The sequence below is a fragment of the Achromobacter insuavis genome (assembly GCF_902859645.1).
In the GTDB taxonomy this organism is placed as follows: domain Bacteria; phylum Pseudomonadota; class Gammaproteobacteria; order Burkholderiales; family Burkholderiaceae_B; genus Achromobacter; species Achromobacter insuavis.
On record NZ_CADIJR010000029.1, the window covers coordinates 22,466 to 47,644 of the forward strand.

Genomic DNA, 25,179 nt, shown 5'->3' on the forward strand with positions numbered 1-25,179 from the left:
GTTGCGAGACGCTGCCATGCCCCTGAAAGACTCCGATGCTTCGACCCCTGCTCTCTTCAAGTGGGCGGCCATGCTGGAAGGCGTGACGCTGCTGGCGCTGCTGGGCGTCGCGGTGCCGTTGAAGCATCTGGCCGGGATGCCGCAAGGGGTGTCGTGGGTGGGGCCGGTGCATGGGGTGGCGTTCATGGTCTATATCGCGCTGGCGTGCAATGTGGCGTCGGCGCAGGGCTGGCCGCGTCAGCGGCTGGTGTGGACGTTGGTGGCGACGCTGGTGCCGTTTGGCGGCTTCGTGATCGCGCGTTCGCTGCGCCGCGCGCGGGAGGCGTGAGCGATGGCGTATCTGCTGATCAAGTCGCTGCACCTGGCGCTGGTGCTGTTCTGGGTGGCGGGGATGGTGGTGCAGGCGTTCGTGCTGGCGGCGGCCGACAAGCTGCCGGGGCCGGCCTTGCCGCAGGAGCTGGCGCGCCTGCGGCTGCTGCGCAAGTGGGAACGGCTGCTGACCACGCCGGCGATGGTGGGCGCGTTGGCCAGCGGCGTGTATCTGGCGACGAGCGCGGGCTGGTTTGGCAGCGGGTGGCTGTCGGTGAAGCTGGCGTTGGTGCTGTTGCTGGCGGCGGTGCACGGGATGCAGGCGGGACGGCTGCGGCGGCTGGCGGAGGCGGCGGGTGACGTCACCGAGGCGGGCCGTGCGCGGCTGACGCCGGTGGTGCTGGCCGCGCCGGTCCTGATCATTCTGCTGGTGGTGATGAAGCCGTTCTGAGGGCGACATGTCGCTTGATGGCCTCGATGGCGTCGATATGGTGGCTTGTCGCTTCAGGCGCCGAAGGTGTTGGCCTGGCCTCGCAGTCCCGGAGGAGCCCAAGCTTCACCCCTATAATGTGAACAATTCCCATTCACATGCCCTGCCCTCATGCCAGCCAAGCCCAGCGCCAGCCCCGACGCCGGTATCGCGACGCTCTACCGTGACCATCACGCCTGGCTGCATGGCTGGCTGCGCCTGAAACTGGGCGATGCGCACCGCGCAGCCGATCTGGCGCAGGACACCTTCGTGCGCCTGCTGTCGGCCAATCCGTCCGGCACGCCGCACCCGTCCGACGCGCAAAGCCCGTCCGACACCCCGCACGCGTCCAACGCCTCCCACCCTCCCGACACCGCCTTGCGCGAGCCGCGCGCCTATCTGCGCACCATCGCCAACCGGCTGCTGGTCGACCACTGGCGCCGGCTCGACATCGAGCGCAGCTATCTGGCGGTGTTGCAGACCTATCCGCAACAGCACTGGCCCTCTGAAGAATCGCGGCTGCTGATCCTGGAATCGCTGGAGCAGGTGGCGCAGATGCTGGGGCGTCTCAAGCCCGAGGTGCGCGATGTGTTCCTGCTGGCGCAGATGGACGGCTACACCTGCCCGCAGATCGCGCGGCAGGTGGGCAAGTCGGTGGCGACGGTGGAACGTTATCTGGCGCAGGCGCTGGGCCATTGCTATCGGCTGGTCTATGAGTCTTGATCGCACGCCCGCGGCGCAGGCCGATTCCGGCCCGGCGACGGACGGCGCGGCGGAACCGGCCGTGCTGGACGCGGCGATCCAGTGGCGCATTAAGCTGCAATACAACACGGCCGATGCTGGCGCGTGGCAGGCGTTCGAGGCCTGGCTGCATGCGCGGCCGGCGCACGCGGTGGTGTGGGAACGCCTGCAGGCGCTGGGCGCCCGGTTGCAACGGCCGGCGGCGGGGATGCCGCCGCAAGCGGCCGCGCGCATCCTGCGGCAGACGGGCGCGGCACAGGCGCGGCGTTCGCGCCGCAAGGTGCTGGCGTCGTTTGGCGCGCTGGCGGCGGGCGGGTGGATGGCGTGGCGGCTGGGCGATGCGCCCCTGGTGCAGCAGATGCTGGCCGACGTGTCCACCGCGCGCGGCGAGCGGCGCGAGGTCCGCCTGCAGGATGGCGGCACGCTGGTGCTCAACAGCGATAGCGCCGTCGATATCGACTATGGCGGCGCGGTGCGTCGCATCCGGTTGCTGGCCGGTGAAATCTATCTGATCTCGGGACACGAGCCGCAGGCGCGGCCGCTGTTCGTGGAGACGCGTGATGGCCGCGCGCAGGCGCTGGGCACGCGCTACCGGGTGCGGCAGTGGGACGACTACAGCGAGGTCGCGGTGGATGAAGGCGCGGTGGCGCTGGCGCCGCGCGAGGGCGATACCTCGACCACGCTGCATCCGGGCCAGTCCGCGCGCATGACGCCGCGCGGCGTCGAGCCGATCGCGCCCGAGGCCGCTCGCATGATGGACGGCGGCGCCTGGGTCGAGGGCGCGCTGTCGGTGCGCGACATGCCGCTGGACGCCTTCCTGCGCGAGCTGGCGCGCTATCACGGGCCGATCGAGTGCGACCCTACTGTGGCGCGCTTGAAGGTGTCGGGCGTGTTCCAGCTGGACGACACGCGCAAGGTGCTGGCGCTGCTACGCCAGATCCTGCCGGTGGAGCCGCAGGCCGGGCGCCTGTGGTGGGGCGGCCGGGTGACGCGGGTGCGGGCGCGCGGCTGAGCGCCGTTACAAAGAATTTGAGGGGATTGGGCAAGACGCTCGTCATACCGGGTGCAGCAGTGCGCACTGCCCCGTATCGACCGACCCTCAATGGAGTATCTCTCGTGAAGACCCACCGCCTCCGGGCCGCGGCGACGCCGCCCGGTGACCGGGCTTGCTTGCGCGCCTGCCCTTCCCTTTCCCCTGTTGCGCTGCTGCCGTTGATGGTGGCCCTGGGCGCGTTGACGAGCGCGGCTCCGGCGCGCGCCCAGGCCGCGCCGCCCGCGACGCAGGCGGCGACCGCGTCGGCGCGCGTCTATGCCATCGCGCCCGGGCCTTTGAATGACGCGCTGTCGGCGTTCGCGCGGCAGGCGGGGATCTCGCTGGCGTATTCGTCCGCGCAGCTGGCGGGGGCGCGCAGCGCCGGGTTGAACGGCGCCTTCGACACGGCGGACGGCTTGCGCGCGCTGTTGGCGGGCACGGGCTATCGCGCGGTCAATGTCGATGGCGGCATCCGCATCGAGGCCGAGCCGCGCACCGGCGTCAGCACGTTGTCGCCGGTGCTGGTGAGCGGCACGTACCACGCCCATACCGAGGGCTCGCAGTCGTACGCGGCCAGCGCGGCGACCATCGGCAAGACGGAGCAGGCGCTCAAGGACATTCCGCAGTCGGTCACGGTGGTGACGCGCAAGCGCATCGACGACCAGAACCTGGCCACCATCAGCGAGGTGCTGGAGAACACCACCGGCGTGACCATCAGCGAAGTGGCGGACGGCGGGCGCAATTTCTATTCGCGCGGGTTCAAGATCAGCAATATCCAGTACGACGGCGTGCCGCTGTCGCGCAGCTTCTATGCGGTGGGCAACAGCTTCACCGGCAGCACCGCCTATCTGGACCGCGTCGAGGTGTTCCGCGGCGCGCAGGGGCTGTTCGAGGGCGCGGGCCAGCCGGGCGGCTCGGTCAACCTGGTGCGCAAGCGCCCGACCGCCGAGACGCAGGTGCTGATGGAAGCGCGCGCCGGGTCGTGGGACCACTACGGCGGCATGCTGGACGCGGGCGGCGCGCTCAACGCCGACGGCAGCCTGCGCGGCCGCGCGGTGCTGGACTACGACACCAAGGGTTCGTTCATCGACGTGGTCAAGGAGCGCGACACCAACCTGTACGCCGCGCTCGACTACGACCTGACGCCGCGCACTACGCTGGGCGCGGGCGTGCTGGTGTCGCGGCTGCGTTCCACGCCCTTCTTCGGCGGCCTGCCGCGCTACAGCGACGGCAGCTCGCTGGGCCTGAAGCGGTCGACCTTCCTGGGGGCGGACTGGAACAAGTGGGATCGCGACGAGACGCAGCTGTTCGCCGACCTGACGCACCGCTTCAACGACGACTGGCGCCTGAAGATCGCCGCCACCTACGTCAAGGAAGAGAGCCTGACCACGGCGCTGGACGCGACGGGCGCGGTGGACCCGGTGACGCGGATGGGGCCGATGCGCAACGCCTGGAACTACGACAAGTCGGCGCGGCACATCGGCTTTGACGCCAACGTGAACGGGCGCTTCACCACCTTCGGCATGCAGCAGGATCTGGTGGTGGGCGTGAGCCTGTCGCGGCTCAAGTCCACCGACCGCATCGAGTACGCCTCCAACTACCTGCCGCTGGACGTGTTCCGCCCGGCTGCGCGCGTGCCCAGGCCGGACAGCTTCCCGGATTCGCAGCGCACCTCGCGCTATGAGCCGCACGTGCAGAAAGGCGTCTACGCGCAGTTGCGCAGCAGCCTGACGGATGACCTGACGCTGGTGTCGGGCGGCCGCTTCAGCTGGTTCGAGAGCCGCTACAGCACGCAGGCGGCCACCTGGAGCGACGTCAGCACCAGCAAGGCCAGCGCCGAGTTCACGCCGTTCCTGGGGCTGGTGTACGCGCTGACGCCGAACTGGTCGGTCTACACCAGCTACGCCGACATCTTCGAGCCGCAGACCGCCACCACGCTGGACGGCAGCATCCTCAAACCCATCGTCGGCGCCAACTACGAGGCCGGCATCAAGGGCGAGCTGATGGACGGCAAACTCAATACCTCGTTCGCCGTCTACCGCATCGACCAGAAGAACCGCGCGGTGCAGGACTACGAGGCCGGCCCGGTGTGCAACGGCGGCTATTGCTCGCGCGCCGCCGGCAAGGTGCGCAGCCAGGGCTTCGAGGCCGAGCTGAGCGGCGAGGTGATGACCGGCCTGCAACTGGCGGCCGGCTACACCTTCAACAGCAACAAGTACCTGAGCGACCCCGACCGCGAAGGCCAGACCTTCAGCGAGGAAACCCCGCGCCACCTGCTGCGCGTCTGGAGCGAATACCGGCTGCCGGACGAGTGGAACCGCCTGAGCCTGGGCGCCGGCGTGAACTGGCAGAGCGCGCTGACCAACAGCATCTCGAAGGTGCGGCGGCCGTCGTACAGCGTGTGGAATGCGCGGGTGGCGTACGACCTGACCTCGCACTGGACGGCGGCGCTGAACGTGAACAACCTGTTCGACAAGGTGTATTACGAGTACCCGGGGTACGTGGAGAACCGCAACAACTATGGCGCGCCGCGCAGCGTGTTGTTGACGTTGCGGGGGCGGTTCTAGCGCGTTGCCTGGGGCACAGCGTTTAGTCGATGTCTGACGCGACGGGTTGAGTGAACGGCGAGCCGATCGCGCGGGTCGGCTCGCTGTTGATACGCAGCGGGGCCTTGCGTCGATGCAATGTCGACTTTCTTTTCTGTTGGTCGGATATCAGCTGCTGCGTATCCGCTTGAGAAGGCAACCTCGCCAAAATGGCTCTCCTGGCTATTGCCGGCATTCCATACTCCAGCTCCGCCGATTCGTCTTGATCGCGCTGGCACCTTTGTGCGTCTTTGCTCTGTTGATTTTTATACGCAACTTGCGTACATTTTAATGAAAGCCCTTTTTGTCGAATTACCCGCGTTTTCCCGTCATCGCACGGATTATCTCGACGACGATGGCTTTCATGCCCTGCAGCAAGCCATGATGCAACGCCCGGAGGCTGGGGATGTCATCGAAGGCACAGGTGGATTGCGCAAATTGCGGTTTGGCGATCCGCGGCGTGGTAAGGGTAAACGTGGCGGCCTGCGAGTCATCTACTACTGGTGGGATGGCCGATCTCAGTTCTGGCTGTTCACGCTGTATGACAAGGACGAAATGAACGACCTGACCGCTAGGGACAGGAAATTGCTCAAAAGCATGTTGGAAGCGGAACGCGAGGCGCGGCGATGAAAAAGCGGAATTTGTATGCGGAAATAGCCGAGGGCCTCGATGCGCTTGCCGATGAGCGAGCGGGCAAGCGAACCTTGCGCACGCACAAAGTAGAACGCAATCCCGCACCGGAGGTGACCGCGGAAGAGCTGCTGGCTCTGCGCGAGCGCTTGCACCTGTCGCGGCAGGTATTCGCGCACTATCTGCGCACCAACCCTCGCACGTTGGAAAACTGGGAGCAAGGCCGCGCCAAGCCGAATGCGCAGGCGGCCTTGCTGATTCGTCTGGTCGAGAGATTCCCCGATACCGTGGAACGACTGGCAGTCGTGTAAGCGCAAGGCGCGTCTTGCAGCCACAAGGCAGCGTCATTCGCTTCGTCCGAAACCCACGCCCAGCACACGCATGGACGACATGAAGCCCGTCAAAATGGGCTTCAGTCGATCCCCAGACGCGATACGCGTGCGTTGCCATGAATGCCCTGTTTGTCGAGCTGCCCGAATTCTCTCGCCACCGCGAGGAATTTCTGGCCGACGACGAATTTCGCGCGCTGCAATGCCTGATGTTGAAACTGCCCGAGGCCGGCGTCGTCATCGAAGGCACCGGCGGGCTGCGCAAGCTGCGTTACGTTGATCCGCAGCGCAGCCGGGGCAAGCGCAGCGGCTTGCGAGTCATCTATTACTGGTGCGACGCCGAGCGGCAATTCTGGCTGTTCCGGTTGTATTGCAAGCAGGATGTGAACGACAGCAATTCCGCCATCCGCAAGATGTTCGCCAAGTTGCTGGCGCAGGCGCTGGCGGCGCCGGGAGGCGCGCCAACGGCCATCACGCGCAGGGAGCCGAAGGTGCCGACGCATTACCGGGCGCCGAAGCATTCGATGAAGGCCAGGGCTGAATAAGCCGCCGTTGTTGCAGGTTCGAAACCGCCTTTTGCAGATTGGCGGCATCGGGGCACGTGGTCTCGATGCTGCTAAAGCAACGAGACGATGTGATCGATTCAGGCCAGCCAGTTTTCCACGGCGAGTCCGGGGATACGCTCGAATTCCCGGGTATTACCCGTCACCAGCGTCAGCCCGAGCGTGCAGGCGTGTGCGCCTATCCACAGATCGTTTGCACCAATCGGCTCGCCAGCGGCTTCCAGTTCAGCGCGCAGGCTGCCGTACTTGATGTCGACGGGCACATCCAGGGGCAGTACAGGGAGCGCGCTCAGCAGGCTTTCGACTTTCGCTTGCAGCTTCGCGGACCCCTTCTTGGCGCAGCCGTAGCGCAGTTCCGCCGCGACGACGATACTGGTGAATATCCTCTTTGGGCCTACCCGCTCGATGTGGCGGGCCGCCGGGCCGTTGGGATCACGCAGCAGCGCACTGATGATGTTGGTGTCCAGCAGATAACCGCTCACAGGACGTCCTCCGGCTTGAGCGGCGCGTCGGCGATGTCCGGAAATTGGTCTTCCGGCCCAAGCGGTTCGTCTTGTCGCCATTGGACCAACAATTCCACGATGTCGCGCGGCCCGATTACCGGTTCGATGATGAGCTTCGTGCCCTCACGATGGATCAGCACACGATCACCTGGCAATTCGAACTCTGCCGGAATGCGCACCGCCTGGCTGCGGTTGTTGCGAAAGAGCTTGGCTTCGCGGGGTTTGGCGGGGGAGGTCGGAATCGTCATGGCTTCTTCCTTTTGGCATATGCCAAATTGTATATGCCATGGACGAGGAAGAAAAACCGGTTCAATAAAAGAGGACTGGCTTGGCATGGTGGTCGTCTATCGCCGGCCACAAACGCTGCAACCGACTTTTGCAGTCGATTGAAGGTAACACCAGGGCTTCTCATCCCACACAGCCGCCGGTCTGATTTGCCCGGGTCTTCGTCAAACCCCCTGCACAAACGCCAGCGTATATCCGTTGCCATCCACCAGCCCGAACTCATGGGAGCCATACGCCATGCGTTGCAATGGCCACGCGATGGGCGTCTTGTCCTTGATCTGCCGATAGAACGCTTCGACATCGGGAAGCGAGAAATACAGGGTGCCGCTGAATCCCGGCGCCCGCTGCCACAGGTCGAGCGTGGTGAAGATCAGCCGGCCGCCGTGTTTCTCGACCGTGAGCGTGCCTTCGGCGGAGTCGGTGACGGTGAAGCCCAGCACAGACCCGTAAAAGTCGCGGGTCGCGGCGAGATCGGTGGTGTGCAACAAGGCGGAAAGAGGCATGGCGATGTCCTGCGCGATGGGGGGGCCACACGATTCCTTCATGGATCGCCCGGCCGTGGTTTTATCCTTCAGGCTCTTCGAGGGACCGGACCACGCGCGCGGGGTTGCCCGCCACCAGGGTGTTCGGCGGCACGTCCCTGGTGACGACGGACCCCGCCGCCACGACCGAATTCTCGCCGACGGTCACGCCGCCGATGACGGTGGCGCCGGCGGCAATCCAGACGTTTCTTTCGATCGCGATGGGTCTGGCGGTGACGAAATCGCGCCGTTGCGATGGCGCGAGCGGGTGGCCGGAGGTGATGAGGCTCACGTTCGGCCCGATCATCACATCGTCGGCGATGGACAGGCCGCCCAGGTCGTAAAAGGTGCAGTTCTGGTTGATGAAGACATTGCGTCCGAGCCGGATGTCGGGGCCGCCGGTGGTGTAGAACGGCGGGATCAGCAGGACGCTGTCATCGACGGGCTGGCCGATCAATTCGCTGAGCAGGGCGCGGACGGCATCGGCGTCGTTGAAGGTCAGGCGGTTCAACTCGGCGGTAAGCGCCATGGCCCGCTTGACGTTCGCGGTCATGGCGGCGGATGCGGGTGTGCGCCGGGGGATCACCAAGGTGCGATCGTCATTGTCCATGGTCATTGTCATGAGGCCGTTGCGTTATGAGGCCGCTGCGTCATGAGGCTCAATCCTCCAGGAATCCCAGGGTCCTGAGTTCGGCGATCGCGCCCAGCTCCTCGTCGCGCCGCTTCTTCGGCGCGCCCAGCGATGCGGTCAGCAGCATGGCCGGCTTGTCGGATTCGTCGAAGCCGCGCAGCACGCTGTCGGCGACGGGAAAGGCCTTGGCGAAGCCCGCGTCCAGCGCCGGTTGGCCACGATAGCGGCCGCGCTTGTCCAGGATCACCTGGGTCCGCGGATCGCGCCTGATCAGGTGCAGCGGCACGCCTTCGCAACGCAGTCCGAGCAGCTTGGCTTCGCTGATGTCCAGCGCCCAGTCGGTCTCGGCATAGAACGCGGCGCGGGCGGTCTCGAATTGCTGCAGCCGGTCCGCGTCCGTGCAGAACGCTTCGGGCGTCAGGTTGAGATTGAGCTTGCCGATCTTGCCCTTGAGCGTGACGCGGCGAAAGAACGAGGCCCACACCAGCAGGATGGGGTTGGTGGACAGGTCTTCGACCACCACGTCCTCGAACACGCACGGCTTGATCTCTGAATTCGTCACGCGGCATTGGGACAGCCGCAGGTGCTGTACACGCGACATGCGCCGCGGAGACTTGACCATCGACAGGCCGCAGTTGTCGAAGGCGCAGTCGCGCAGATGCAGGTCGTGGAAATGCGCATTGCCCTTGTCCAGGGCCATCCGGAATGCCTGGCCTTCGATTTTCTGCATGGGCGCGCGTCAGGTGCGGTTGGCGGTGGCCAGGCGCAAGGCCAGGGCCAGGAATACCGAGCCCAGGACGTACTGCGGCCAGCGCGACACGCGCTGCCGTCCGGCCCAGCGCCGGCTGAGCTGGTGCGCGGCCAGGATGACGGCGCCGTTGATGAAGAGGCCGATGACGTTGAGGATGGTGGCCAGCACCAGGATCTGCAGGGCCACCGAGCCGTCCTGCGGCCGCACGAACTGCGGGAACAGCGCCAGCACGAACAGCGCCATCTTGGGGTTGAGCAGGTTGGTCAGCAGGCCTTGCATGAAGACCTCGCGCACCGGCGAGCGGGCCCTGCCGGCGTCGGGCACGCTCTGCGCGGGCTTGCTGCGGAAGGTGCGCACGGCCAGGTACAGCAGGTAGAGCGCGCCGGCGAAGCGCACCGCGTCGTAGGCCATGGGCACCGCCACGAACAGCTGCGACAGGCCGAAGGCGGCCAGCAGCGCGTGGCAGTAGGTGCCGGCCTGGATGCCCGCCAGCGAGGCGAAGCCGGCGCCCTTGCCCTGGGCGGCGCTGCGCGAGGCGATCAGCAGCATGTCGGGGCCGGGCGTCATGGCCAGGGCGACGCAGGCGCCGCCGAAGAGGACAAGGGTGGCGGGGTCAAGCATGGAAGGTCCTTCGAGAATGGCGGGCCGGCGCGGCGTCGATTACTGGGCCGCCGGGGGCAGGCTGCAACCGGCGTAGAACGTCTGGCAGCTGCCGCCGGCGTCTTTGCCGCAGGTCTCCAGCGCGCGCATGCGGGCCAGTTCTTCGCTGGCGGCGAGGGCGGAGTTGATCACGACGCCGCTGCCCTTGGGCGACGGGCCATAGGCCACCGCCACGCACTGGTCGTGATAGGTGGTGTTGATGGCGCAGCGGGCGCCGCCCTTGGTGGCGCATTGGGCCAGCGCGTCTTTCTCTGCCTTGGCTTTGCTGGTCCGGTCGGCCGAAATGCCGATCGAGCCCGAGGGGGCGTCATACGCCACGGCGCCCCAGCGCTGGGCGTTGCCCGACGCGGGGGTGGACGCGTCGCCCGCGGCGGGCGCGATCTCCACGGGGATCGGCACGCATTGCTGGCCGGGCGTGCCGACGCTGGGCGCGTAGCCGTCCGGGCAGCCTTGTTCGGCTTGCGCCGCGCCGGCGGCCGAGAAGTTCAGGGCGATGACAAAGGAGGCAATGATCAGGGTACGCATGGGTCAACTCATTCGTTCGATAGACCGCCCAGCAGGGACAGGGCGGCGTCCAGCGACAGCACGGTCGTGCGGGACTCGAAAGCGGTCGCGAACAGGTGGTCGTGCACGACCGGGTCGGGGTCGTAGCAACAGTCCTTGACGGTCAGGAGACGGTAGTCGGCGTCGCTGGCGTGGGCGATGGACGACAGCATGACGCCGGTGGAGGCGACGCCCGCCATGATCAGGGTGTCGATGCCCTGGGCGGACAGGCGCGGCTGCAGGTCGGTGCCGAAGAACACGCTGGCGCGGTGGGCCAGGATGAGGGGCTCGTCGTCGCGCCGGCCGAGTTCGGGCGAGACGCGGTCATGCACGAAGCGGCCCAGCTGCCGGATGCCCTGCCCGTTCTTGTTGAGCGGGCTGACTTCCGGGTAGCCGGGACTGAAATGGATCTTGGCGAAGTAGACGCTCACACCGGCCTGGCGCGCGGCATCGCACAGTTGCCGCGCGTCGGCCAGCAGCCGGGGGGCGACCGACGGGAACAGGTCCATGATGTCGGTCTGGTAGTGCATGACCAACAGCGCGGTGCGCGCGGGGATGATGGCCGGGGGCTGGGAGGTCATGGTCCGTTCCGTGAAGACGTGCGTCATGACCTGTCAGTGTAGCGGCAGTCGCGGGGCCGCGGCGCGGGCCATGCCGGCCAGCGCCGCCCCGCGGGGTGGCTTACTTCTCGGCGTACTTTTTGCTGGCGGCGTCGTAGACGTAGCTGACGGCGTCGGCCGCGCCCAGCTGGCGGGTCTTGCCCGGGCCGGAGATTTCGCTGCCGCTGGGGGTGACGGTGATCCTGGGCATGTCGCCGCCGTTCTGCGCGGTGAAGGTCAGCTTGCCGGTCTTGGACACGCACGGCATGACGTCGCCGTCGGCGCAGGCGGCGCTGTTGTCGTCCCCGGTGATGAGGCTGCCGACGTAGGTCCAGACGTTGTCCTTGAGTTCGTCGCGCGGGCCGATGTTGAAGACGAACAGCGCGTAGCCCTCGAAGCTGGTGCCGTTGTCGAAGCCCTGCGTGGGCACGGCCAGCACCAGCTTGCCGGCCGGGGTGCGGTATTCGAGCGGCTTGCGGCGGGTGTCGATGGCCTCGGGCCGCTCGTAGGCGCCGAACATGCCGATGGTGTGCTCCATGCCGCGGAACTTCCAGGGGCGTTCGGCGCTGGAGCCGGTCAGGGTGAAGGTGGACTCGGCCAGGTTGACCTGGGTCTCCGGGCCGACTTCGTCTTCGCCGGGCTTGCCGTATTTCTCGCGGGTGTCCCAGGCGAAGCCGGTGAAGTACTGCGTGCCGCCCAGCTCGAAGGCATGGCCGAACCAGTAGGTGGCGACGCTGCCGTTGGCCACTTCGTAGGAATCGGCGCCCTTGCCGTCGATTTGATAAATGTAATAGAGCACGGTGGCCGCGTCGGGCGGCGTCACGGCGGCGGCGGCGCCCTGGACCGCATCCAGGCGCGGCGCGGTGGCGGCGGGCTCGGCGGCGATGGCGGCCGGGCCGGCGAGCGCGCCCAGCGTGGCGAGGCACAGGCTGGCCAGCGTGGCGCGCAGCAGCGGACGACGGGAGGATGGGCGGACGTTCAGACGCGTTTTCATATCGGACTTTTTCTCATCGGTCTTCGGTAGGCGCACCGTGGCGCATGATGCGGCGCCATCTTAGTGGGCGGCCGGGGTTGGCGTCGGACAGCAGTTTGCCAATTGTGTCCGACTGCAAGGCGAGCGGGGACGCGTCGCTGTCCTAGAATGGCGCTTTCGTCTCCGACACCCACCCCATGCCGGCAGAGCGCGACCGCCGGGAAAGGATGCGCCGATGGACTTCAAGCCGCTGCCCGCGGACCACGACGCCTTGCAGCGTTCGCTGGCCGACACCGACCTGCCTCGCGCCGTCATCGATCGCCTGCTGGCGCAAGCGCGCCCCGCGCTGCTGCTGGCAACCACCGCCGGCGACGAGGACGCCATCCCGTTGGGCGCCAGCAAGATCGGCGGGCGCCCCGACCTGCCGCCGGGCATGGCCTGGCCGACGCGGCCCGCCTATCCGGACGCGGGCGCGCGCGCCGCGGGGCATCGCCAGGAGGCCGACCGCCTGCTGGCGGATTCCAAAAAAAAGGGCTCGTGGATGACCCCGGCGCAAGGCGTGCGTTTTGCCGCCGATGCCCGCGCCCGGGCAGATGCGGTGGAGACGACGTTTCCGCTGACGTTCCTGGGGCAGTTCGATCTGGCCACGCTGTCGCGGCAGGCGGGATTCGACGCCGCCTTGCCGAGCGAGGGTCGCCTGCTGGTGTTCTACGATTTCCTGGAGCAGGCCGAGAGCTTCACGCCGGCGGCTTCGGTGGGCTGGCGCGTGCTGTGGGACAGCACGCCCGCCGCGATGCTGACGCGGGCACCGGCGCCAGCGCAGCTTGTCGCGCTGTCGGATGAGGAATGGACCTGCGTGTTCCCCGGCGCGCCGGTGGCGGCGCGCACCGTGTTGACGCCGATCGGCGTGGACGACGCGGGCTGGGACGCGTTCAAGCTCGACGACGACGATCTCTACGACGGCTACCAGGATTGGCGCTCGCAGTTCGGCACGCCGGACATGGACGGCCGCGACAACCATCAGCTTGGCGGCCATCCGCAGTCCTTGCAGAACGGCATGCAGGCCACTTGCCAGCTGGTGTCGCACGGTCTGGACTGCGGCGGCAGCGAGGTCTGGCGCAGCGAGGCCGCGCAGGCCCTGCTGCCGGGGGCGCGCGACTGGCGGCTGGTGTTGCAGATCGGCGCGGATCCGCGTGCCGGCATTCCGCAGCCGGGCGCCTACTACGTGCTGATGCGCGAGCAGGACATCGCGGCGCGCCGGTTCGATCTGGCGCGCGTCACGTATCAATGCGATTAGCGTGACGTCGTCGCGAGGCCCGGGCGGGCGCGAACCGCCGGACCTCGCTCCTCAGTTCGGCGGATCGCGATCCGCCAACGCCGCCGCCTGCTCGCGCAGCACGAACTTCTGGATCTTGCCGGTCGAGGTCTTGGGCAAGGCGCCGAACACCACGGTGCGCGGCGTCTTGAAGCGCGCCAGGTGTTCGCGGCAATAGGCGATCAACTCGTCCGCGCTGCGCGATGCGCCCTCTTTCAACGTGACGAAGGCGCAGGGCGTTTCGCCCCACACTGCATCGGGGCGCGCCACCACGGCGGCTTCCAGCACGTCGGGGTGGCGGTACAGCACGCTTTCGATCTCGACGGTCGAGATGTTTTCGCCGCCGGAGATGATGATGTCCTTGGCGCGGTCCTTGATCTCGATGTAGCCGTCCGGGTGCACCACGGCCAGGTCGCCGGAGTGGAACCAGCCGCCCGCGAAGGCTTCGGCGGTCGCGTCGGGGTTGCGCAGATAGCCTTTCATGAGGGTATTGCCGCGCAGCATGATCTCGCCCAGCGTGACGCCGTCGGCCGGCACCGGCCGCATGGCGGCGTCCATCACCTGCACGGCTTCGACGTTGAGCTTGCGCACGCCGATGCGGGCCTTGAGCGCGGCACGCTCGGCCAGCGGCAGGTCGTCCCATTCCTCATGCCAGGCGCAGCTGATCGACGGGCCGTAGGTCTCGGTCAGGCCGTACAGGTGCGTGACGCCTATGCCCAGCTGCTCCATGGCTTCGATGATGGCGGCGGGCGGCGCGGCGCCGCCGGTCATGGCCTGCACGCGGTGCGTGGCGCGATGGCGCACGTCGGCGGGGGCGTTGACCAGCATGTTCAGCACCACGGGGGCGGCGCAGAAGAAGCCGACCTGGTGGCGGCGGATGGCCTCGAAGATGGCGGCCGGTTCCACGCGCCGCAGGCAGACGCTGGTGCCGGCCAGCGCCGCCAGAGTCCACGGGAAGCACCAGCCGTTGCAGTGGAACATGGGCAGCGTCCACAGGTAGACGGCGTGCGGCGGCATGCCGCAGGCCAGCACGTTGCCGGTGGCGTTGAGGTAGGCGCCGCGGTGGTGATAGAGCACGCCCTTGGGGTTGCCGGTGGTGCCGGAGGTGTAGTTCAGGCACAGGTTGTCCCATTCGTCCGGCGGCCCTTCCCAGGGGGCGTCGGCCGGTTGGGCGGCGAGCCAGGCTTCGTATTCCGCGTCGCCCAGGTCGCCGTGGGGGCCAGCGTATTCGCTGTCTTCGATGCGCACGGTGCGCGGCGGCGCGCGCAGGTGGCCGAGCACTTCGCGCACCAGGGCGGCGTATTCGCTGTCGTACAGCAGCACGGTGGCGCCGCCGTGTTCCAGGATGAACGCCAGCGTGCGCGCGTCCAGGCGGGTGTTGAGCGCGTTCAGCACCGCGCCGGCCATCGGCACGCCGAAGTGCGCTTCGTACAGGGCCGGCGTGTTGGGCGCCAGCACCGCCACCACGTCGCCACGACGCACGCCCCAGGCGGCGAGCGCCGCGGCCATGCGGCGGCAGCGTTCGTCGGTGACGCGCCAGCTCTGGCTGCGGTCGCCGTGCAGCAGCGCGGCGCGTTCCGGGTAGACGGCGGCGGCCCATTGCAGGAAGCCGAGCGGCGTCAGCGGCTGGTGGTTGGCGGCGTTGCGCGGCAGCGCGTCGGTGGACGGTGGGGTCATGATGCGCTCCTAGTGGCCGGCGGCGGCCAGGCGTGCGGATTCGCGTTGCGCGGCCTGCCAGCCGAGCGCGGCCAGCGGTTCGACGCGCGCGCCCATCTCCAGCGCGTCCGTGGCGGCGGCGTTGCCGGCGCGGGCGCGGGCATACACGCCCTGCAGGATGGCGGCGATGCGAAAGAAGCTGTAGGCCAGGTAGAAGTCCCAGTTGGCCGGCGGCGCGATGCCGCGCGCCTCGCAATAAGCCCGCACGAACGCGGCTTCGTCGGGTATGCCCAGCGCCGCCAGGTCCAGGCCGGCGATGCCGCGCCACAGGGCCGGCGGGATGCGCCAGCACATGCAGTGATAGGCCAGGTCCGCCAGCGGATGGCCCAGCGTGGACAGTTCCCAGTCCAGCAGGGCGATGGCGCGCGGCGCGTCGGGCGCGAACACCAGGTTGTCGATGCGGTAGTCGCCGTGCACCAGGCGGGTCTGGTCGTCGTGGGGCAGATGCTGCGGCAGCCAGTCGATCAGCGCGTCCATGGCGGCGATGGGCGTGGTTTCGGTGTCGCGGTATTGGCGGGTCCAGCGCGCTACCTGGCGCGCGAAATAGTCGCCGGCCTTGCCGTAGTCCGCCAGGCCGACGGCGGCCGGTTCCACGGCGTGCAGCGCGGCCAGCACGCGGCCGGTCTCGGCGTAGAGCGCAGCGCGTTCGGCGGGCGCCAGGCCCGGCAGCGCCGGGTCCATGAAGACGCGGCCGCGGGCGTAGCTCATCAGGTAGAACGGCGTGCCGACGATGGAAGGGTCGGCGCAATAGTGCAGCATCGCCGGCACCGGCACGGCGGTGCCGGCCAGCGCGGCCATGACGCGGTATTCGCGGTCGATGGCGTGGGCCGAGGGCAGCAGCGCGCCGGGCGGCTGCTTGCGCAGCACGCGCGCGCCGCTGGCGTCTTCCAGCAGGTAGGTCGGATTGGACTGGCCGCCCGTCAAGGCCCGCGCGCGCAGGCCGTCGGCGTTGCCCAGGCCCTGGGCCGACAGGTAGGCGGCCAGGGCGGGCAGCCAGTCGGGGGCGGCGTTGGTAGCCGGATCGGGCGCGCTCATACCAGCGCCTTGCGCGGCGCGTCCGCGGCGTCCCACTGCCAGAACGCATCGCCCTGGTCCATCAGGTAGCGCGCCAGCACCATCTTGTGGACTTCGGAGGCGCCGTCCACCAGCCGCGCCTGGCGCGCGTAGCGGTAGATCCATTCCAGCGGCGTGTCCTTGGAATAGCCGCGCGCGCCGTTCAGTTGCAGGGCGGTGTCGACCACCTTGTGCAGGGTTTCCGACACGACGATCTTGGCCATGGAGATCTCCTTGCGCGCGAAGTCGCCCTGGTCCAGCCGCGCGGCGGCGCGCATGGTCAGCAGGCGGCCGATCTCGATCTGCATGGCGGCGTCGCCCAGCAGCCATTGCACGCCTTCGCGGTCGGCCAGCTTCTGGCCGAAGCTGCTGCGTTCGCCGACGTAGTCCACCGCCACCGCCATGGCGCGCCGCGCCAGGCCAAGCCAGCGCATGCAGTGCGTCAGGCGCGCCGGGCCGAGGCGGATCTGCGTCAGCTTGAGGCCGTCGCCCACTTCCATCAGGCGGTTTTCGTCGGGGATTTCGAGACCGTCGAATTCCAGTTCGCAATGGCCGCCGTGTTCTTCCGGGCCCATGATGGGGATGCGGCGCACGATGCGCCAGCCGGGCTGGTCGGCGTCGAACAGGAAGGCCGACAGGCCCTTGCGGGCGTCGTCCGAGGTGCGCGCGATCAGGATGAAATGCTGTGCCGCGCCAGCGCCGGTGATGAACCACTTGCGGCCGTGGATCAGCCATTTGTCGCCCTGGCGCGTGGCGGTGGTGCGCATCATCGACGGGTCCGAGCCGCTGCCGGGGTTGGGTTCGGTCATCACGAAGGACGAGCGCACCTTGCCGTCGATGATGGGCTGCAGCCAGCGGTCCTGCTGGTCGGGCCGCGCCACCTGCGCCAGCACGCGCATGTTGCCGTCGTCGGGCGCGGCGGCGTTGAAGGCGGCCGGGCCGAAGATGGAGCGGTTCATTTCTTCGTAGCAGGCGGCCAGGCCCACCATCGGCAGGCCCTGGCCGCCGCGCTGGCGCGGCATCTGCAGCGCCCACAGGCCGGCCTCGCGGGCCTTGGCGCGGACGCGGTCCAGCAGGGCTCCGTCGATGTTCTCGTGGTCGTCGTAGTTGGCGCGGTCGGCTTCCAGCGGAATCAGCTCGCGGTCGACGAAGGCGCGCACGCGCTGGCGGTAGTCTTCCAGTTCAGGGGGCAGCGAAAAATCCATGGCGGGGTCTCCGGATGGGGATGCGGGTTCAGAGCGAGCTGGCCAGGTGGCCGCCGTCGACGTCGATGACCGCGCCCGTCATGTAGGCGGAGGCATCGGAGGCCAGCAGCAGCAAGGGGCCGTCCAGGTCCTGCGGACGGCCCAGGCGGCGCTGCGGGATGCGCTTGACCAGGGCCTCGCCGGCGGGCGTGGCGAAGAAATCGCGGTTCAGGTCGGTGCCGATGTAGCCGGGCGCCAGCGCGTTCACGCGGATGCCGTGGCGCGCCCATTCCAGCGCCAGGGCGCGGGTCAGGTGCAGCAGGCCGGCCTTGGCGGCGGTGTAGGCGGCGACGTGCGAGGCCACGCGCTGGCCCAGGATCGAGGCGATGTTGACGATGGCGCCGGGCCGGCCGTGGCCGTGGAAGTGGCGCGCGGCGCACTGCGCCACCCGCCACGCGCCGTTCAGGTTGACGTCGATCAGGCCGGTCCACTCGTCCTCGCTGATCTCCAGCGCGGGGCGCGTCATGGCGATGCCGGCGTTGTTGATGACGATGTCGATCGGGCCGAGCGCCTGTTCCGCCTGCGCGAACGCCGCCTGCACGCTGTCGGGTTGGGTGACGTCCATGGCCGCGACGCAGACCTGGCCGCCATGGCCGCGGATCTCCTGCGCCAGCGCGTCGCCCAGTTCGGTCCGGCGGCCGCACAAGGCCACGCGCGCGCCGGCTTCCGCCAGCCGCAGTGCGAAGTGGCGGCCCAGTCCGCTATAGGCGCCGGTGACCAGCGCGGTCTTGGATTTCAGGTCTTCAAACATCGGTGCGTCTCCTTTGTTTGTCTGCCGGCGGCATTACGCCGCCTCACGGGTCGCGGCCTGGCTGGCGGGATGAAGTTCCACCAGCGCATCCACCGCCACCGCGCCCTGCCCCACCGCGCCGACCATCACCGGGTTGATGTCGACCGACGCCAGCCGCGGACCGGCCGCCAATGCGTAATCGCCCAGCGCCACGGCCTGCCGCGCCAGCGCCTCGACGTCGGCCGGCGGATCGCCACGCACGCCTTGCAGCAGCGTGCCGATGCGCAGGCCGCGCAGCTTTTCGATCACCTGCGCGGCGTCGAACGGCGGCATCAGCACCGCCACGTCGCGCAGCGCTTCCACGTATTTGCCGCCGCTGCCGATCATGACGACCGGCCCCAGCACTGGATCGACGCGCGCGCCCAACGCGCATTCGTGCAGGCCGCGCTGCATCCGCGCCACCAGCCAGGCGCCATCCCGCACGTTCAGCTTACCCAAGGTTTGGGCCTGATGGGCAAACGCCGCGCGCAGCGCGGCCTCGTCGTTCAGTCCCAGCGCCACCAGCCCGTGCTCGGACTTGTGCGGCAGTTGTGCCGAGCAGGCTTTCAACGCCACCGGCGCGCCGATACGGCGCCACGCGGCGACGGCCTCGTCGGCCGTGCGGCAGACGGCGTGCTCGATCACCGCCAGCCCGTTGTCGGCCAGCAGCGCAAGGCTGGCCGCCTCGGACAGGAAGCCGCCGGCCGCGTCCGGCGCCGGATCGACCGCCACCGCGTCTTGTGGCGCCGGGATCACGCCGTCGCGCTCGCGCAAGCGGCGCAGACGGAACAGCGCCGACAGCGCATCCATCGCCTGGATTTCGTCCGCATAGACCGGCAGGCCGCGCGCGCGGAATGCGCTGGCCACGTTGTCCTGCCACGCCACCACCACGACCGGCTTGGAAGCGGCCTGTGCAAAGCCGGCGGCATCCGCCGCGAACGAGGCCACGTCGTAGCCGCGCCCCGCCACCGGAATGTCCAGCAGGAACATGTCGGCCGCCGGGTCGGCGCCGATCACGGGCAGCACCTGGCCGAACAGGCCGTTGTTCGACAGCAGCGCGGCGGTGATGTCCACCGGGTTCACGGTGGTGGCATAGCCGGGCAGGCGCTCGGCCAGCGCCTGCTGGGTGGCATCGGCCAGCGGCGCGATCTCCAGGCCGCGCTCGGCGGCCGCGTCCGAGGCCAGCACGCAGCTGGCGCCGGAGTTGCTGACCACCACCACGCGCGGGCCTTGCGGCAAGGGGCTGCGCAGGGCCAGTTCGGCGTAGCGCACCAGTTCCTGCGGATCGCGCGCCCGCAGGATGCCGTGGTGTTCGAAGAACGCATCGACCGCGCGGTCCTCGTTGGCCAGCGCGCCGGTATGCGAGGCCGCGGCGCGCGCGCCGGCCTCGGAGCGGCCCGACTTGACCACGATCAGCGGCACGCCGCGCGCCCGCGCCAGCGCCGCCGCCTCGGCCAGGGGGCCGGCCTCGCGCAGCGATTCCAGGTACAGCAGCACGCAGCCGACTTCCGGATCGCGCAGCGTCGCGCAGGCCAGTTCGGCGACCGACACATCGGCCTCGTTGCCGGTGGCATGCACGTGACGCACGCCGATGCCGCGCTGGCGCAGCAGGCCGTAGACCATGGCGCACATGCCGCCGCTCTGGCTGATGACCGCCACCGGCCCGTCGCCCGGCTCCACCTCCAGGAACATGGTGGAGAAGCTGGCGATGGCGCCGTTGCCGAAGTTGGCCAGGCCTTGCGAGTTGGGGCCGACGATGCGCATGCCGGCGGCGCGGGCGCGCGCCGTCATCGCATCCTGCAGGGCGCGGCCGGCTTCGCCGGTTTCCGAGAAGCCGGCCGAGATGACGATGGCCGCCGCCACGCCCAGCGCCGCGCAGTCATCCACGGCCCGCACCGCCTGCTCGCCGGCCACCGCCACGATCGCCAGGTCCGGCGCCGCGGGCAGCGCGGCCAGGCTGGGCCAGGCGCGTTCGCCCTGGACCTCGGCGCGTTGCGGGTTGATCGGGTACAGCGCGCCCGCATAGCCGTGGCGCCGCATGTAGTGGATGGGCCGGCCGCCGATCTTGTCCGGATTGTCGGAAGCGCCGACGATCGCGATCGAGGCCGGATCGAGCAGGCGCGCGAGGCTGGCGTCGCCGGTGGGTACAGAAGCCATGAAACTCCCCTGGGTAGGATGAAGGCGGGCGCGCGCGGTCAGTTGACCGTGGCGCCGGAAGTCTTGACCACGCCGGCCCATTTATCGACCTCGACGTCGAGGAAGCGCGCCGTGTCGGCGGGCGTCTTCCATTCCGAGGCGAAGCCCTGCGCGGCGAATTTCTGCTGGATGTCGGCGCGGCCCAGCACCTTCTGCAAGGCGCTGTTCAATCGGTCCACCACCGACGCGGGCGTGCCGGCCGGGGCCAGCAGGCCGTTCCAGGCGGTGGCCTCGTAGCCCGGCAGTCCGGCCTCGGCCACGGTGGGCACGTTGGGCGCGGCGGGCGAGCGCGCCGCGCCGGTCACGGCCAACGCCTTGAGCTTGCCGCCGTTCACGTAGGGCATCGACGACAGCATGGTGTCGAACATGATGTCGGCCTGGCCGCCCATGACGTCCGTCAGCGCCGGCGCGCTGCCGCGATAGGGCACGTGCACCATGCGCACGCCGGCCATGGCGCCGAACAGTTCGGCCGCCAGGTGGGTCGACTGGCCATTGCCCGACGAGGCGAAGGTCAGTTTGCCCGGCGTCGACTTGGCCAGCTCGATCAGCTCGCGCACGTTGCTGGCGGGCAGGTCCGGCCGCGTCACGATCACCAGCGGGCCGCTGGTCAGCAGCGATACCGGCGCGAAGCTCTTGCGGGTGTCGTAGTTCAGGTTCTTGAACAGCGACATGTTGATGGCGTGGGCCGTGGTCGCCAGCAGCAGCGTGTAGCCGTCGGGCGCGGCCTTGGCCACCATGTCGGCGCCGATGTTGCCACCGGCGCCCGAGCGGTTGTCGATGATGATGGTCTGCTTGAGCTCGTCGCCCAGTCCCTGCGCGACCACGCGGGCCACGATGTCCGTCGGGCCGCCCGGGGGATAGGGCACAACCACGGTGATGGGTTTGGCGGGCCAGTCCTGCCCGGCCGAGGCGGCGGCTGCCACCAGGGAAAGCGCGGCCAGGGCCGTGCGGCATGCTGCGATTGCGCGCATGATTGTCTCCTCCGTCGTGCGGATATGTTGTTTTGCTGGGGATGGTGTTGCCGGCGGCGCTTCAAGGCGGCCGGCGCGCCTCGAAACCGAGCAATGCGCGGCCGTCGATCGTGATCGCGCGGCCCATGACCTGTTGGCCGATAGCGATGCCGGCGTCGGCATGGCCCATCAGCACCGCGCCCTCTTCCAGGCGCACCAGCACCAGCACGTAGGGCACGTGCGCGCGCCAGAAGGCGTCGGGCGCGCGGTGGATCTCGGTGCGCGCCAGCACTTCGCCCGCGCCGCTGCTGCGTCGCCATGGCAGGTTGGCGCCGCCGCAATGGGCGCAGGCATAGGGACGCAGGGCCCACCACGCGCCGCAATCCTCGCAGCGTTGCAATTCCAGGGGATCGCGGGTGTTCATCGGGCCTCCTGCGCCTGCAGCACCAGGCTGACGTGGGCGGACAGCACGCCGCCGTCCGCATGCACCAGCGCGCAGCGCGGCGCGCCCACTTGCCGCGACCCGGCCCGGCCCGCCAGCTGGGTCCAGGCCTCGGCCACGTGCGCCATGCCGCCCGCCACGCCGGAATGCCCGAACGACAGCAGGCCTCCGTGGGTGTTGAGCGGCAACGGCCCGGCCGCGTCGAAGTCGCCGCGCCGCGCGCGATCCGCGGCGCCGCCGCGTGGCGCGAAGCCCAGTTCTTCCAGCAGCATGGCCAGCGTGATGGTGAAGGAATCGTAGATGCCCAGGTAGTCGACCTGGTCCTGGCCGATGCCGGCGTCGGCATAGGCCAACTTGAGCGCCCGCGCCGCGCCGGTGTCGAGGAGGTCGCGCAGCGCCGACAGGTGCTGGTGGCGGTGCGCCTGCCCGGCGCCGCTGATGCGCACCGGCCCTTCGTCGGCGCTCACCACCAGCGCGACCGCGCCGTCCGAGATCGGGCAGCAGTCCAGCAGGTGCAGCGGCGTGGCGATGGGCCGGGACGCCAGCACCTGCTCGACGCTGATAGCCTCGTTCAGGTGCGCATGCGGATGGCTGGCGGCATGGCGCCGCATCAGCGCGGCGAACTCGGCCAGGTCCTCGCGGCGGGTGCCGGTCTGGTGCATATAGGCGGAGGCCAGCAGCGCGTAGTAGGCCGGCACCGAGGCGCCGTTGGGCACTTCGGTATCGGCCTCGCCGACCTGGGCCAAGGTCTGGATGGACGCATCGACGGCCTGGCCGGTCAGGCGGTTCTCGCCCGCCACCACCAGTACGCGGCGGCAGCGGCCGGCGCGCACCAGTTCGCGCGCCAGCATCACCATGGCCGCGCCGGTGGCGCCGCCCATCTGCATGCCGTGCGCGTAGTGCGGGTCCAGGCCCAGCTTTTCGCTGAGCAGCGTGGCCAGCATCAGGTGCGGGAAGGTGGTGGCGTAGCCGCACAGCACGCCGTCGATATCGGCGCGGCGCAGGCCGGACTGCGCCAGCGCGGCGTTGGCGGCCTCGGCCATCAGGTCGAGGGCCGAGCGGCCCTCGTGGCGGCCGAAGCGGGTGGTGGCCGCGGCCAGCAGGTGGGCGTGGCGAAGGTCAGGCATGGGGCATCCAGGCGCGTTCGATGGCGCGGGCTTCGGCCGCCAGGGCCTGGGCCAGTTCCTGTTCGCGCGATTCGACGCGCTCGCTCAAGGCGGCCACGCTGAGCGCGGCGATGGCGCGGCCGCTGGGGCCGCGCACGGCCACGCCCAGGCCGCCCATCTTTTCCACCACCACGTCCAGCAGCATGGCGTGGCCGAGCTTGCGCGCGCGCGCCGTCATCTGTTCCAGCAGGCGCACCGGATAACGCGGGTAGCGTTCCTGCAACCGCTGGTGCACCGGTGGCAGTACCGCCTGCGCCTCGCTGTCGTCCATGGCCGCCAGCAGCGCCAGGCTGCCGGCGCCGATGCCGAGCGGACGGCGGCTGCCGACCTCCAGGTAGTTGGCGCGGATCGGATAGTCGCCGAAGCACAGGTCCAGGCAGACCGACTCCCAGCCGGTCGGCAGGGACAGGATGACGGTGTCGCCGAACTTGCGCGCCAGGCGGATCAGCGCGGGCCGCGCCAGGGCGCGCAGATCGAGGCCGTCGACCATGGCGTGGTGCATGGCATAGACCTGCGGACCGAGCATGTAGTGCTTGCTGACCGGGTCTCGCTCCACGAAACCCTCGGCCTCCAGGTCCTTCAGGATGCGCAGCGCGGTGGACACGTCCAGCTGCGCCGCCTGGGCGATGTCGGTCAGGCGCTGGACGCGCCGGTTCGACAGGCTGGCGAGGACGCGGCAGACCTTTTTCGTGGCGGAAACCAGGCTTGTATCCGGTGAAGACATGGCAGCGGCATAACCCGATGGCTGAACATGGTCACAAGATAGGCAGGCGCGCGAAGCGGGTAAAGTTGCGTCGCAACAAATTTTCGCCCAGCAACAATCGCGGTTTTGCCGGGTGTTGGCGCCGGGGTCAGGCCGGCTCGGATTCGGGGTGCAGCGTGCGCAGCCGGCGCAGCTCCGGGAACCAGTGCATCCACAGCCCCGCCACCGCGATGGTGCCCAGCCCGCCGACCACTACCGCCGGCACCGCGCCCAGCAGCGCCGCCATCACGCCGGACTCGAACTCGCCCAGCTGGTTGGAGGCGCCGACGAACAGCGTGTTGACCGCGCTGACGCGGCCCAGCATGTGGTCGGGCGTATTCAGCTGCACCAGCGACGAACGCACCACCACGCTGATGGCGTCGGCCGCGCCCAGCACCACCAGCGCGCCCACCGACAGCGGGATCGAGGTCGACAGGCCGAACACGGTGGTGGCCAGGCCGAACAGGATCAGCGCGCCGAACAGCAGGCGGCCGACGTGTTCGCCCAGGCTCAGGCGCGCCAGCGTCAGCGACATCAGCATGGCGCCACAGGCCGGCGCGGCGCGCAGCGCGCCCAGGGCCCAGGGGCCGGCATCGAGGATGTCCTTGGCGAAGATCGGCAGCAGCGCCGTGGCGCCGCCCAGCAGCACCGCGAACAGGTCCAGCGACAGCGTGCCCAGCAGGATGCGGCGCTGGAAGATGAAGGTGATGCCCGCGAACAAGGTGCGCCAGGTGGTGGGCTCCCTGCGCGGCGGGGCACGGTCGATCGACATGCTGGCGATGCAGGCGAAGCCGCACAGGTACAGCGCGGCTGCCACGCAGTAGATCCACCCGGCCCCCAGGCCGTAGCCGATGCCGCCCAGCGCCGGGCCGGCGATCTGCGCGATCTGGCCGCCGGAGGACGACAGCGCGGTGGCGCGCGGCAACCACTCGCGCGGCACGATGGCCGGAATCAGCGTGGTCAGCGTGGGCGCCTCGAAGGCGCGCGCCGAGCTCATGATGATGAGGGTGGCGTAGATCAGCGTCTTGCCGCCGACGCCGTGCAGCGCCGCGATCGCCAGCAGCAGCGTGGCCAGGGTCTCGACCGCCATGCAGATGGCGACGATCTTGCGGCGGTCGTAGCGGTCGGCCACGTGGCCCACCACCAGCGTCAGCGCCGCCATCGGCAGGAACTGCGCCAGCCCGATCAGGCCCAGGTCGAGCGCGCTGCCCGATAGCGCGTAGATCTGCCAGCCCACCGCTACCGAGACGATCTGGAAGGCCAGCGACGCGCCGATGCGCGCGAACAGGAAGTGCAGGAAGGCGGGGCGGTAAAGCGGACTGGGCGAGTCGGGGGCAGGCATCGGGGCGGGCGCGCGGCAGGCGCGCGGACGGCGCCGGAATGCGCATTCTATAAACAGCCGGCTGACGCCAAACTAAAGCGCCCGCCGGCCGTGGGGTCTTGCGTGCCTCCCGGGGGGAC

At 69.3% G+C, this 25,179-nt stretch carries 28 protein-coding genes; 9 read left to right on the top strand and 19 right to left on the bottom strand.

The window, feature by feature from the left end:
* The first annotated feature begins 16 nt into the window (after positions 1–16).
* The 8 genes from H0523_RS15965 to H0523_RS16000 all read left to right on the top strand — a co-directional run bounded on the left by H0523_RS15965 (position 17) and on the right by H0523_RS16000 (position 6,641).
* Entirely contained in the window at positions 17–328 is a 312-nt protein-coding gene (locus H0523_RS15965; protein ID WP_054433866.1) for a DUF3817 domain-containing protein, read from the top strand.
* A 3-nt stretch (positions 329–331) separates the two neighbouring features.
* The gene (locus H0523_RS15970) at positions 332–760 is read left to right on the top strand and encodes a CopD family protein (RefSeq protein ID WP_054433868.1); all 429 of its coding nucleotides are present in this window, start codon (positions 332–334) and stop codon (positions 758–760) included.
* 150 nt (positions 761–910) lie between these two features.
* On the top strand, positions 911–1,501 hold the full coding sequence (locus H0523_RS15975) for a sigma factor-like helix-turn-helix DNA-binding protein (protein ID WP_054433871.1): 591 nt from the start codon (positions 911–913) through the stop codon (positions 1,499–1,501).
* Positions 1,491–2,531 (top strand): FecR domain-containing protein, encoded by a 1,041-nt coding sequence (locus H0523_RS15980; RefSeq protein WP_054433872.1) that lies wholly within the window; start codon positions 1,491–1,493, stop codon positions 2,529–2,531. The genes H0523_RS15975 and H0523_RS15980 overlap by 11 nt, the downstream gene beginning before the upstream one ends.
* 158 nt (positions 2,532–2,689) lie before the next feature.
* Positions 2,690–5,119: a TonB-dependent siderophore receptor gene (locus H0523_RS15985; RefSeq protein ID WP_231689953.1), complete on the top strand. Its 2,430-nt coding sequence runs from the start codon at positions 2,690–2,692 to the stop codon at positions 5,117–5,119.
* 117 nt (positions 5,120–5,236) lie between these two features.
* Positions 5,237–5,767 (top strand): hypothetical protein, encoded by a 531-nt coding sequence (locus tag H0523_RS32280; RefSeq protein WP_231689952.1) that lies wholly within the window; start codon positions 5,237–5,239, stop codon positions 5,765–5,767.
* Positions 5,764–6,078, top strand: coding sequence for a helix-turn-helix domain-containing protein (locus tag H0523_RS15995; RefSeq protein ID WP_054433877.1), 315 nt, complete (start codon positions 5,764–5,766; stop codon positions 6,076–6,078). Before H0523_RS32280 ends, H0523_RS15995 begins: the two co-directional genes overlap by 4 nt.
* A 137-nt stretch (positions 6,079–6,215) precedes the next feature.
* Entirely contained in the window at positions 6,216–6,641 is a 426-nt protein-coding gene (locus H0523_RS16000) for a hypothetical protein (protein ID WP_054433879.1), read from the top strand.
* A 98-nt stretch (positions 6,642–6,739) separates the two neighbouring features.
* Here the strand turns inward: H0523_RS16000 and H0523_RS16005 are convergent, their stop codons facing one another.
* The 9 genes from H0523_RS16005 to H0523_RS16045 all read right to left on the bottom strand — a co-directional run bounded on the left by H0523_RS16005 (position 6,740) and on the right by H0523_RS16045 (position 12,146).
* The gene (locus H0523_RS16005) at positions 6,740–7,141 is read right to left on the bottom strand and encodes a type II toxin-antitoxin system VapC family toxin (RefSeq protein WP_054433881.1); all 402 of its coding nucleotides are present in this window, start codon (positions 7,139–7,141) and stop codon (positions 6,740–6,742) included.
* Positions 7,138–7,410 (bottom strand): AbrB/MazE/SpoVT family DNA-binding domain-containing protein, encoded by a 273-nt coding sequence (locus H0523_RS16010; RefSeq protein WP_054433883.1) that lies wholly within the window; start codon positions 7,408–7,410, stop codon positions 7,138–7,140. The genes H0523_RS16005 and H0523_RS16010 overlap by 4 nt, the downstream gene beginning before the upstream one ends.
* A gap of 201 nt (positions 7,411–7,611) precedes the next feature.
* Positions 7,612–7,950 (bottom strand): VOC family protein, encoded by a 339-nt coding sequence (locus H0523_RS16015; protein WP_054433953.1) that lies wholly within the window; start codon positions 7,948–7,950, stop codon positions 7,612–7,614.
* A gap of 61 nt (positions 7,951–8,011) precedes the next feature.
* Positions 8,012–8,578: a sugar O-acetyltransferase gene (locus H0523_RS32405; protein ID WP_054433954.1), complete on the bottom strand. Its 567-nt coding sequence runs from the start codon at positions 8,576–8,578 to the stop codon at positions 8,012–8,014.
* 49 nt (positions 8,579–8,627) lie between these two features.
* Positions 8,628–9,329, bottom strand: coding sequence for a hypothetical protein (locus tag H0523_RS16025; RefSeq protein ID WP_054433885.1), 702 nt, complete (start codon positions 9,327–9,329; stop codon positions 8,628–8,630).
* Positions 9,330–9,338: 9 nt separating this feature from the next.
* On the bottom strand, positions 9,339–9,971 hold the full coding sequence (locus tag H0523_RS16030; RefSeq protein WP_054433886.1) for a LysE family translocator: 633 nt from the start codon (positions 9,969–9,971) through the stop codon (positions 9,339–9,341).
* Between the two features lie 39 nt (positions 9,972–10,010).
* Positions 10,011–10,535, bottom strand: a complete 525-nt coding sequence (locus tag H0523_RS16035) for a DUF4189 domain-containing protein (RefSeq protein WP_054433888.1) — start codon at positions 10,533–10,535, stop codon at positions 10,011–10,013.
* An 8-nt stretch (positions 10,536–10,543) separates the two neighbouring features.
* On the bottom strand, positions 10,544–11,134 hold the full coding sequence (locus H0523_RS16040) for a cysteine hydrolase family protein (protein ID WP_054433890.1): 591 nt from the start codon (positions 11,132–11,134) through the stop codon (positions 10,544–10,546).
* A 100-nt stretch (positions 11,135–11,234) separates the two neighbouring features.
* The gene (locus H0523_RS16045; protein ID WP_054433892.1) at positions 11,235–12,146 is read right to left on the bottom strand and encodes a hypothetical protein; all 912 of its coding nucleotides are present in this window, start codon (positions 12,144–12,146) and stop codon (positions 11,235–11,237) included.
* 214 nt (positions 12,147–12,360) lie between these two features.
* Between H0523_RS16045 and H0523_RS16050 the strand changes: the two genes are divergently transcribed.
* The gene (locus H0523_RS16050) at positions 12,361–13,422 is read left to right on the top strand and encodes a YwqG family protein (RefSeq protein WP_054433895.1); all 1,062 of its coding nucleotides are present in this window, start codon (positions 12,361–12,363) and stop codon (positions 13,420–13,422) included.
* Positions 13,423–13,473: 51 nt separating this feature from the next.
* Here H0523_RS16050 and H0523_RS16055 read toward each other — a convergent pair whose 3' ends face one another.
* The 10 genes from H0523_RS16055 to H0523_RS16100 form a co-directional block, all read right to left on the bottom strand.
* Positions 13,474–15,117 (bottom strand): acyl-CoA synthetase, encoded by a 1,644-nt coding sequence (locus H0523_RS16055; protein ID WP_054433897.1) that lies wholly within the window; start codon positions 15,115–15,117, stop codon positions 13,474–13,476.
* A gap of 9 nt (positions 15,118–15,126) precedes the next feature.
* Positions 15,127–16,191, bottom strand: a complete 1,065-nt coding sequence (locus H0523_RS16060) for a phosphotransferase family protein (protein ID WP_054433899.1) — start codon at positions 16,189–16,191, stop codon at positions 15,127–15,129.
* Positions 16,188–17,414 carry an acyl-CoA dehydrogenase family protein gene (locus H0523_RS16065; RefSeq protein ID WP_054433900.1) on the bottom strand — a complete coding sequence of 409 codons (1,227 nt, stop codon included), beginning with the start codon at positions 17,412–17,414 and terminating at the stop codon, positions 16,188–16,190. Before H0523_RS16065 ends, H0523_RS16060 begins: the two co-directional genes overlap by 4 nt.
* Before the next feature lie 28 nt (positions 17,415–17,442).
* Positions 17,443–18,204 carry an SDR family NAD(P)-dependent oxidoreductase gene (locus H0523_RS16070; RefSeq protein WP_054433901.1) on the bottom strand — a complete coding sequence of 254 codons (762 nt, stop codon included), beginning with the start codon at positions 18,202–18,204 and terminating at the stop codon, positions 17,443–17,445.
* Positions 18,205–18,237: 33 nt separating this feature from the next.
* Positions 18,238–20,379: an acetate--CoA ligase family protein gene (locus tag H0523_RS16075; protein ID WP_054433903.1), complete on the bottom strand. Its 2,142-nt coding sequence runs from the start codon at positions 20,377–20,379 to the stop codon at positions 18,238–18,240.
* 38 nt (positions 20,380–20,417) lie between these two features.
* Positions 20,418–21,389: a tripartite tricarboxylate transporter substrate binding protein gene (locus tag H0523_RS16080; protein WP_054433905.1), complete on the bottom strand. Its 972-nt coding sequence runs from the start codon at positions 21,387–21,389 to the stop codon at positions 20,418–20,420.
* A gap of 61 nt (positions 21,390–21,450) precedes the next feature.
* A complete protein-coding gene (locus tag H0523_RS16085) occupies positions 21,451–21,792 on the bottom strand; it encodes a Zn-ribbon domain-containing OB-fold protein (protein WP_054433907.1) in 342 nt (113 codons plus the stop codon).
* On the bottom strand, positions 21,789–22,937 hold the full coding sequence (locus H0523_RS16090; protein ID WP_054433909.1) for a thiolase family protein: 1,149 nt from the start codon (positions 22,935–22,937) through the stop codon (positions 21,789–21,791). Before H0523_RS16090 ends, H0523_RS16085 begins: the two co-directional genes overlap by 4 nt.
* On the bottom strand, positions 22,930–23,700 hold the full coding sequence (locus H0523_RS16095; RefSeq protein ID WP_054433911.1) for an IclR family transcriptional regulator: 771 nt from the start codon (positions 23,698–23,700) through the stop codon (positions 22,930–22,932). The genes H0523_RS16090 and H0523_RS16095 overlap by 8 nt, the downstream gene beginning before the upstream one ends.
* 127 nt (positions 23,701–23,827) lie before the next feature.
* Entirely contained in the window at positions 23,828–25,060 is a 1,233-nt protein-coding gene (locus H0523_RS16100; RefSeq protein WP_054433913.1) for an MFS transporter, read from the bottom strand.
* Positions 25,061–25,179 lie beyond the last annotated feature (119 nt).

Bases quoted from the DNA above. Each gene is read 5' to 3' on its own strand.
- H0523_RS16035 (WP_054433888.1), bottom strand. From the start codon at position 10,535: ATGCGTACCCTGATCATTGCCTCCTTTGTCATCGCCCTGAACTTCTCG.
- H0523_RS16000 (WP_054433879.1), top strand. From the start codon at position 6,216: ATGAATGCCCTGTTTGTCGAGCTGCCCGAATTCTCTCGCCACCGCGAG.
- H0523_RS16030 (WP_054433886.1), bottom strand. From the start codon at position 9,971: ATGCTTGACCCCGCCACCCTTGTCCTCTTCGGCGGCGCCTGCGTCGCC.
- H0523_RS32280 (WP_231689952.1), top strand. From the start codon at position 5,237: ATGTCGACTTTCTTTTCTGTTGGTCGGATATCAGCTGCTGCGTATCCG.
- H0523_RS16100 (WP_054433913.1), bottom strand. From the start codon at position 25,060: ATGCCTGCCCCCGACTCGCCCAGTCCGCTTTACCGCCCCGCCTTCCTG.
- H0523_RS16015 (WP_054433953.1), bottom strand. From the start codon at position 7,950: ATGCCTCTTTCCGCCTTGTTGCACACCACCGATCTCGCCGCGACCCGC.
- H0523_RS16045 (WP_054433892.1), bottom strand. From the start codon at position 12,146: ATGAAAACGCGTCTGAACGTCCGCCCATCCTCCCGTCGTCCGCTGCTG.
- H0523_RS16065 (WP_054433900.1), bottom strand. From the start codon at position 17,414: ATGGATTTTTCGCTGCCCCCTGAACTGGAAGACTACCGCCAGCGCGTG.
- H0523_RS15975 (WP_054433871.1), top strand. From the start codon at position 911: ATGCCAGCCAAGCCCAGCGCCAGCCCCGACGCCGGTATCGCGACGCTC.
- H0523_RS15970 (WP_054433868.1), top strand. From the start codon at position 332: ATGGCGTATCTGCTGATCAAGTCGCTGCACCTGGCGCTGGTGCTGTTC.
- H0523_RS16085 (WP_054433907.1), bottom strand. From the start codon at position 21,792: ATGAACACCCGCGATCCCCTGGAATTGCAACGCTGCGAGGATTGCGGC.
- H0523_RS16070 (WP_054433901.1), bottom strand. From the start codon at position 18,204: ATGTTTGAAGACCTGAAATCCAAGACCGCGCTGGTCACCGGCGCCTAT.
- H0523_RS16090 (WP_054433909.1), bottom strand. From the start codon at position 22,937: ATGCCTGACCTTCGCCACGCCCACCTGCTGGCCGCGGCCACCACCCGC.
- H0523_RS16055 (WP_054433897.1), bottom strand. From the start codon at position 15,117: ATGACCCCACCGTCCACCGACGCGCTGCCGCGCAACGCCGCCAACCAC.
- H0523_RS16010 (WP_054433883.1), bottom strand. From the start codon at position 7,410: ATGACGATTCCGACCTCCCCCGCCAAACCCCGCGAAGCCAAGCTCTTT.
- H0523_RS16040 (WP_054433890.1), bottom strand. From the start codon at position 11,134: ATGACCTCCCAGCCCCCGGCCATCATCCCCGCGCGCACCGCGCTGTTG.
- H0523_RS16060 (WP_054433899.1), bottom strand. From the start codon at position 16,191: ATGAGCGCGCCCGATCCGGCTACCAACGCCGCCCCCGACTGGCTGCCC.
- H0523_RS15965 (WP_054433866.1), top strand. From the start codon at position 17: ATGCCCCTGAAAGACTCCGATGCTTCGACCCCTGCTCTCTTCAAGTGG.
- H0523_RS16050 (WP_054433895.1), top strand. From the start codon at position 12,361: ATGGACTTCAAGCCGCTGCCCGCGGACCACGACGCCTTGCAGCGTTCG.
- H0523_RS32405 (WP_054433954.1), bottom strand. From the start codon at position 8,578: ATGGACAATGACGATCGCACCTTGGTGATCCCCCGGCGCACACCCGCA.
- H0523_RS15995 (WP_054433877.1), top strand. From the start codon at position 5,764: ATGAAAAAGCGGAATTTGTATGCGGAAATAGCCGAGGGCCTCGATGCG.
- H0523_RS16080 (WP_054433905.1), bottom strand. From the start codon at position 21,389: ATGCGCGCAATCGCAGCATGCCGCACGGCCCTGGCCGCGCTTTCCCTG.
- H0523_RS15980 (WP_054433872.1), top strand. From the start codon at position 1,491: ATGAGTCTTGATCGCACGCCCGCGGCGCAGGCCGATTCCGGCCCGGCG.
- H0523_RS16075 (WP_054433903.1), bottom strand. From the start codon at position 20,379: ATGGCTTCTGTACCCACCGGCGACGCCAGCCTCGCGCGCCTGCTCGAT.
- H0523_RS16095 (WP_054433911.1), bottom strand. From the start codon at position 23,700: ATGTCTTCACCGGATACAAGCCTGGTTTCCGCCACGAAAAAGGTCTGC.
- H0523_RS16025 (WP_054433885.1), bottom strand. From the start codon at position 9,329: ATGCAGAAAATCGAAGGCCAGGCATTCCGGATGGCCCTGGACAAGGGC.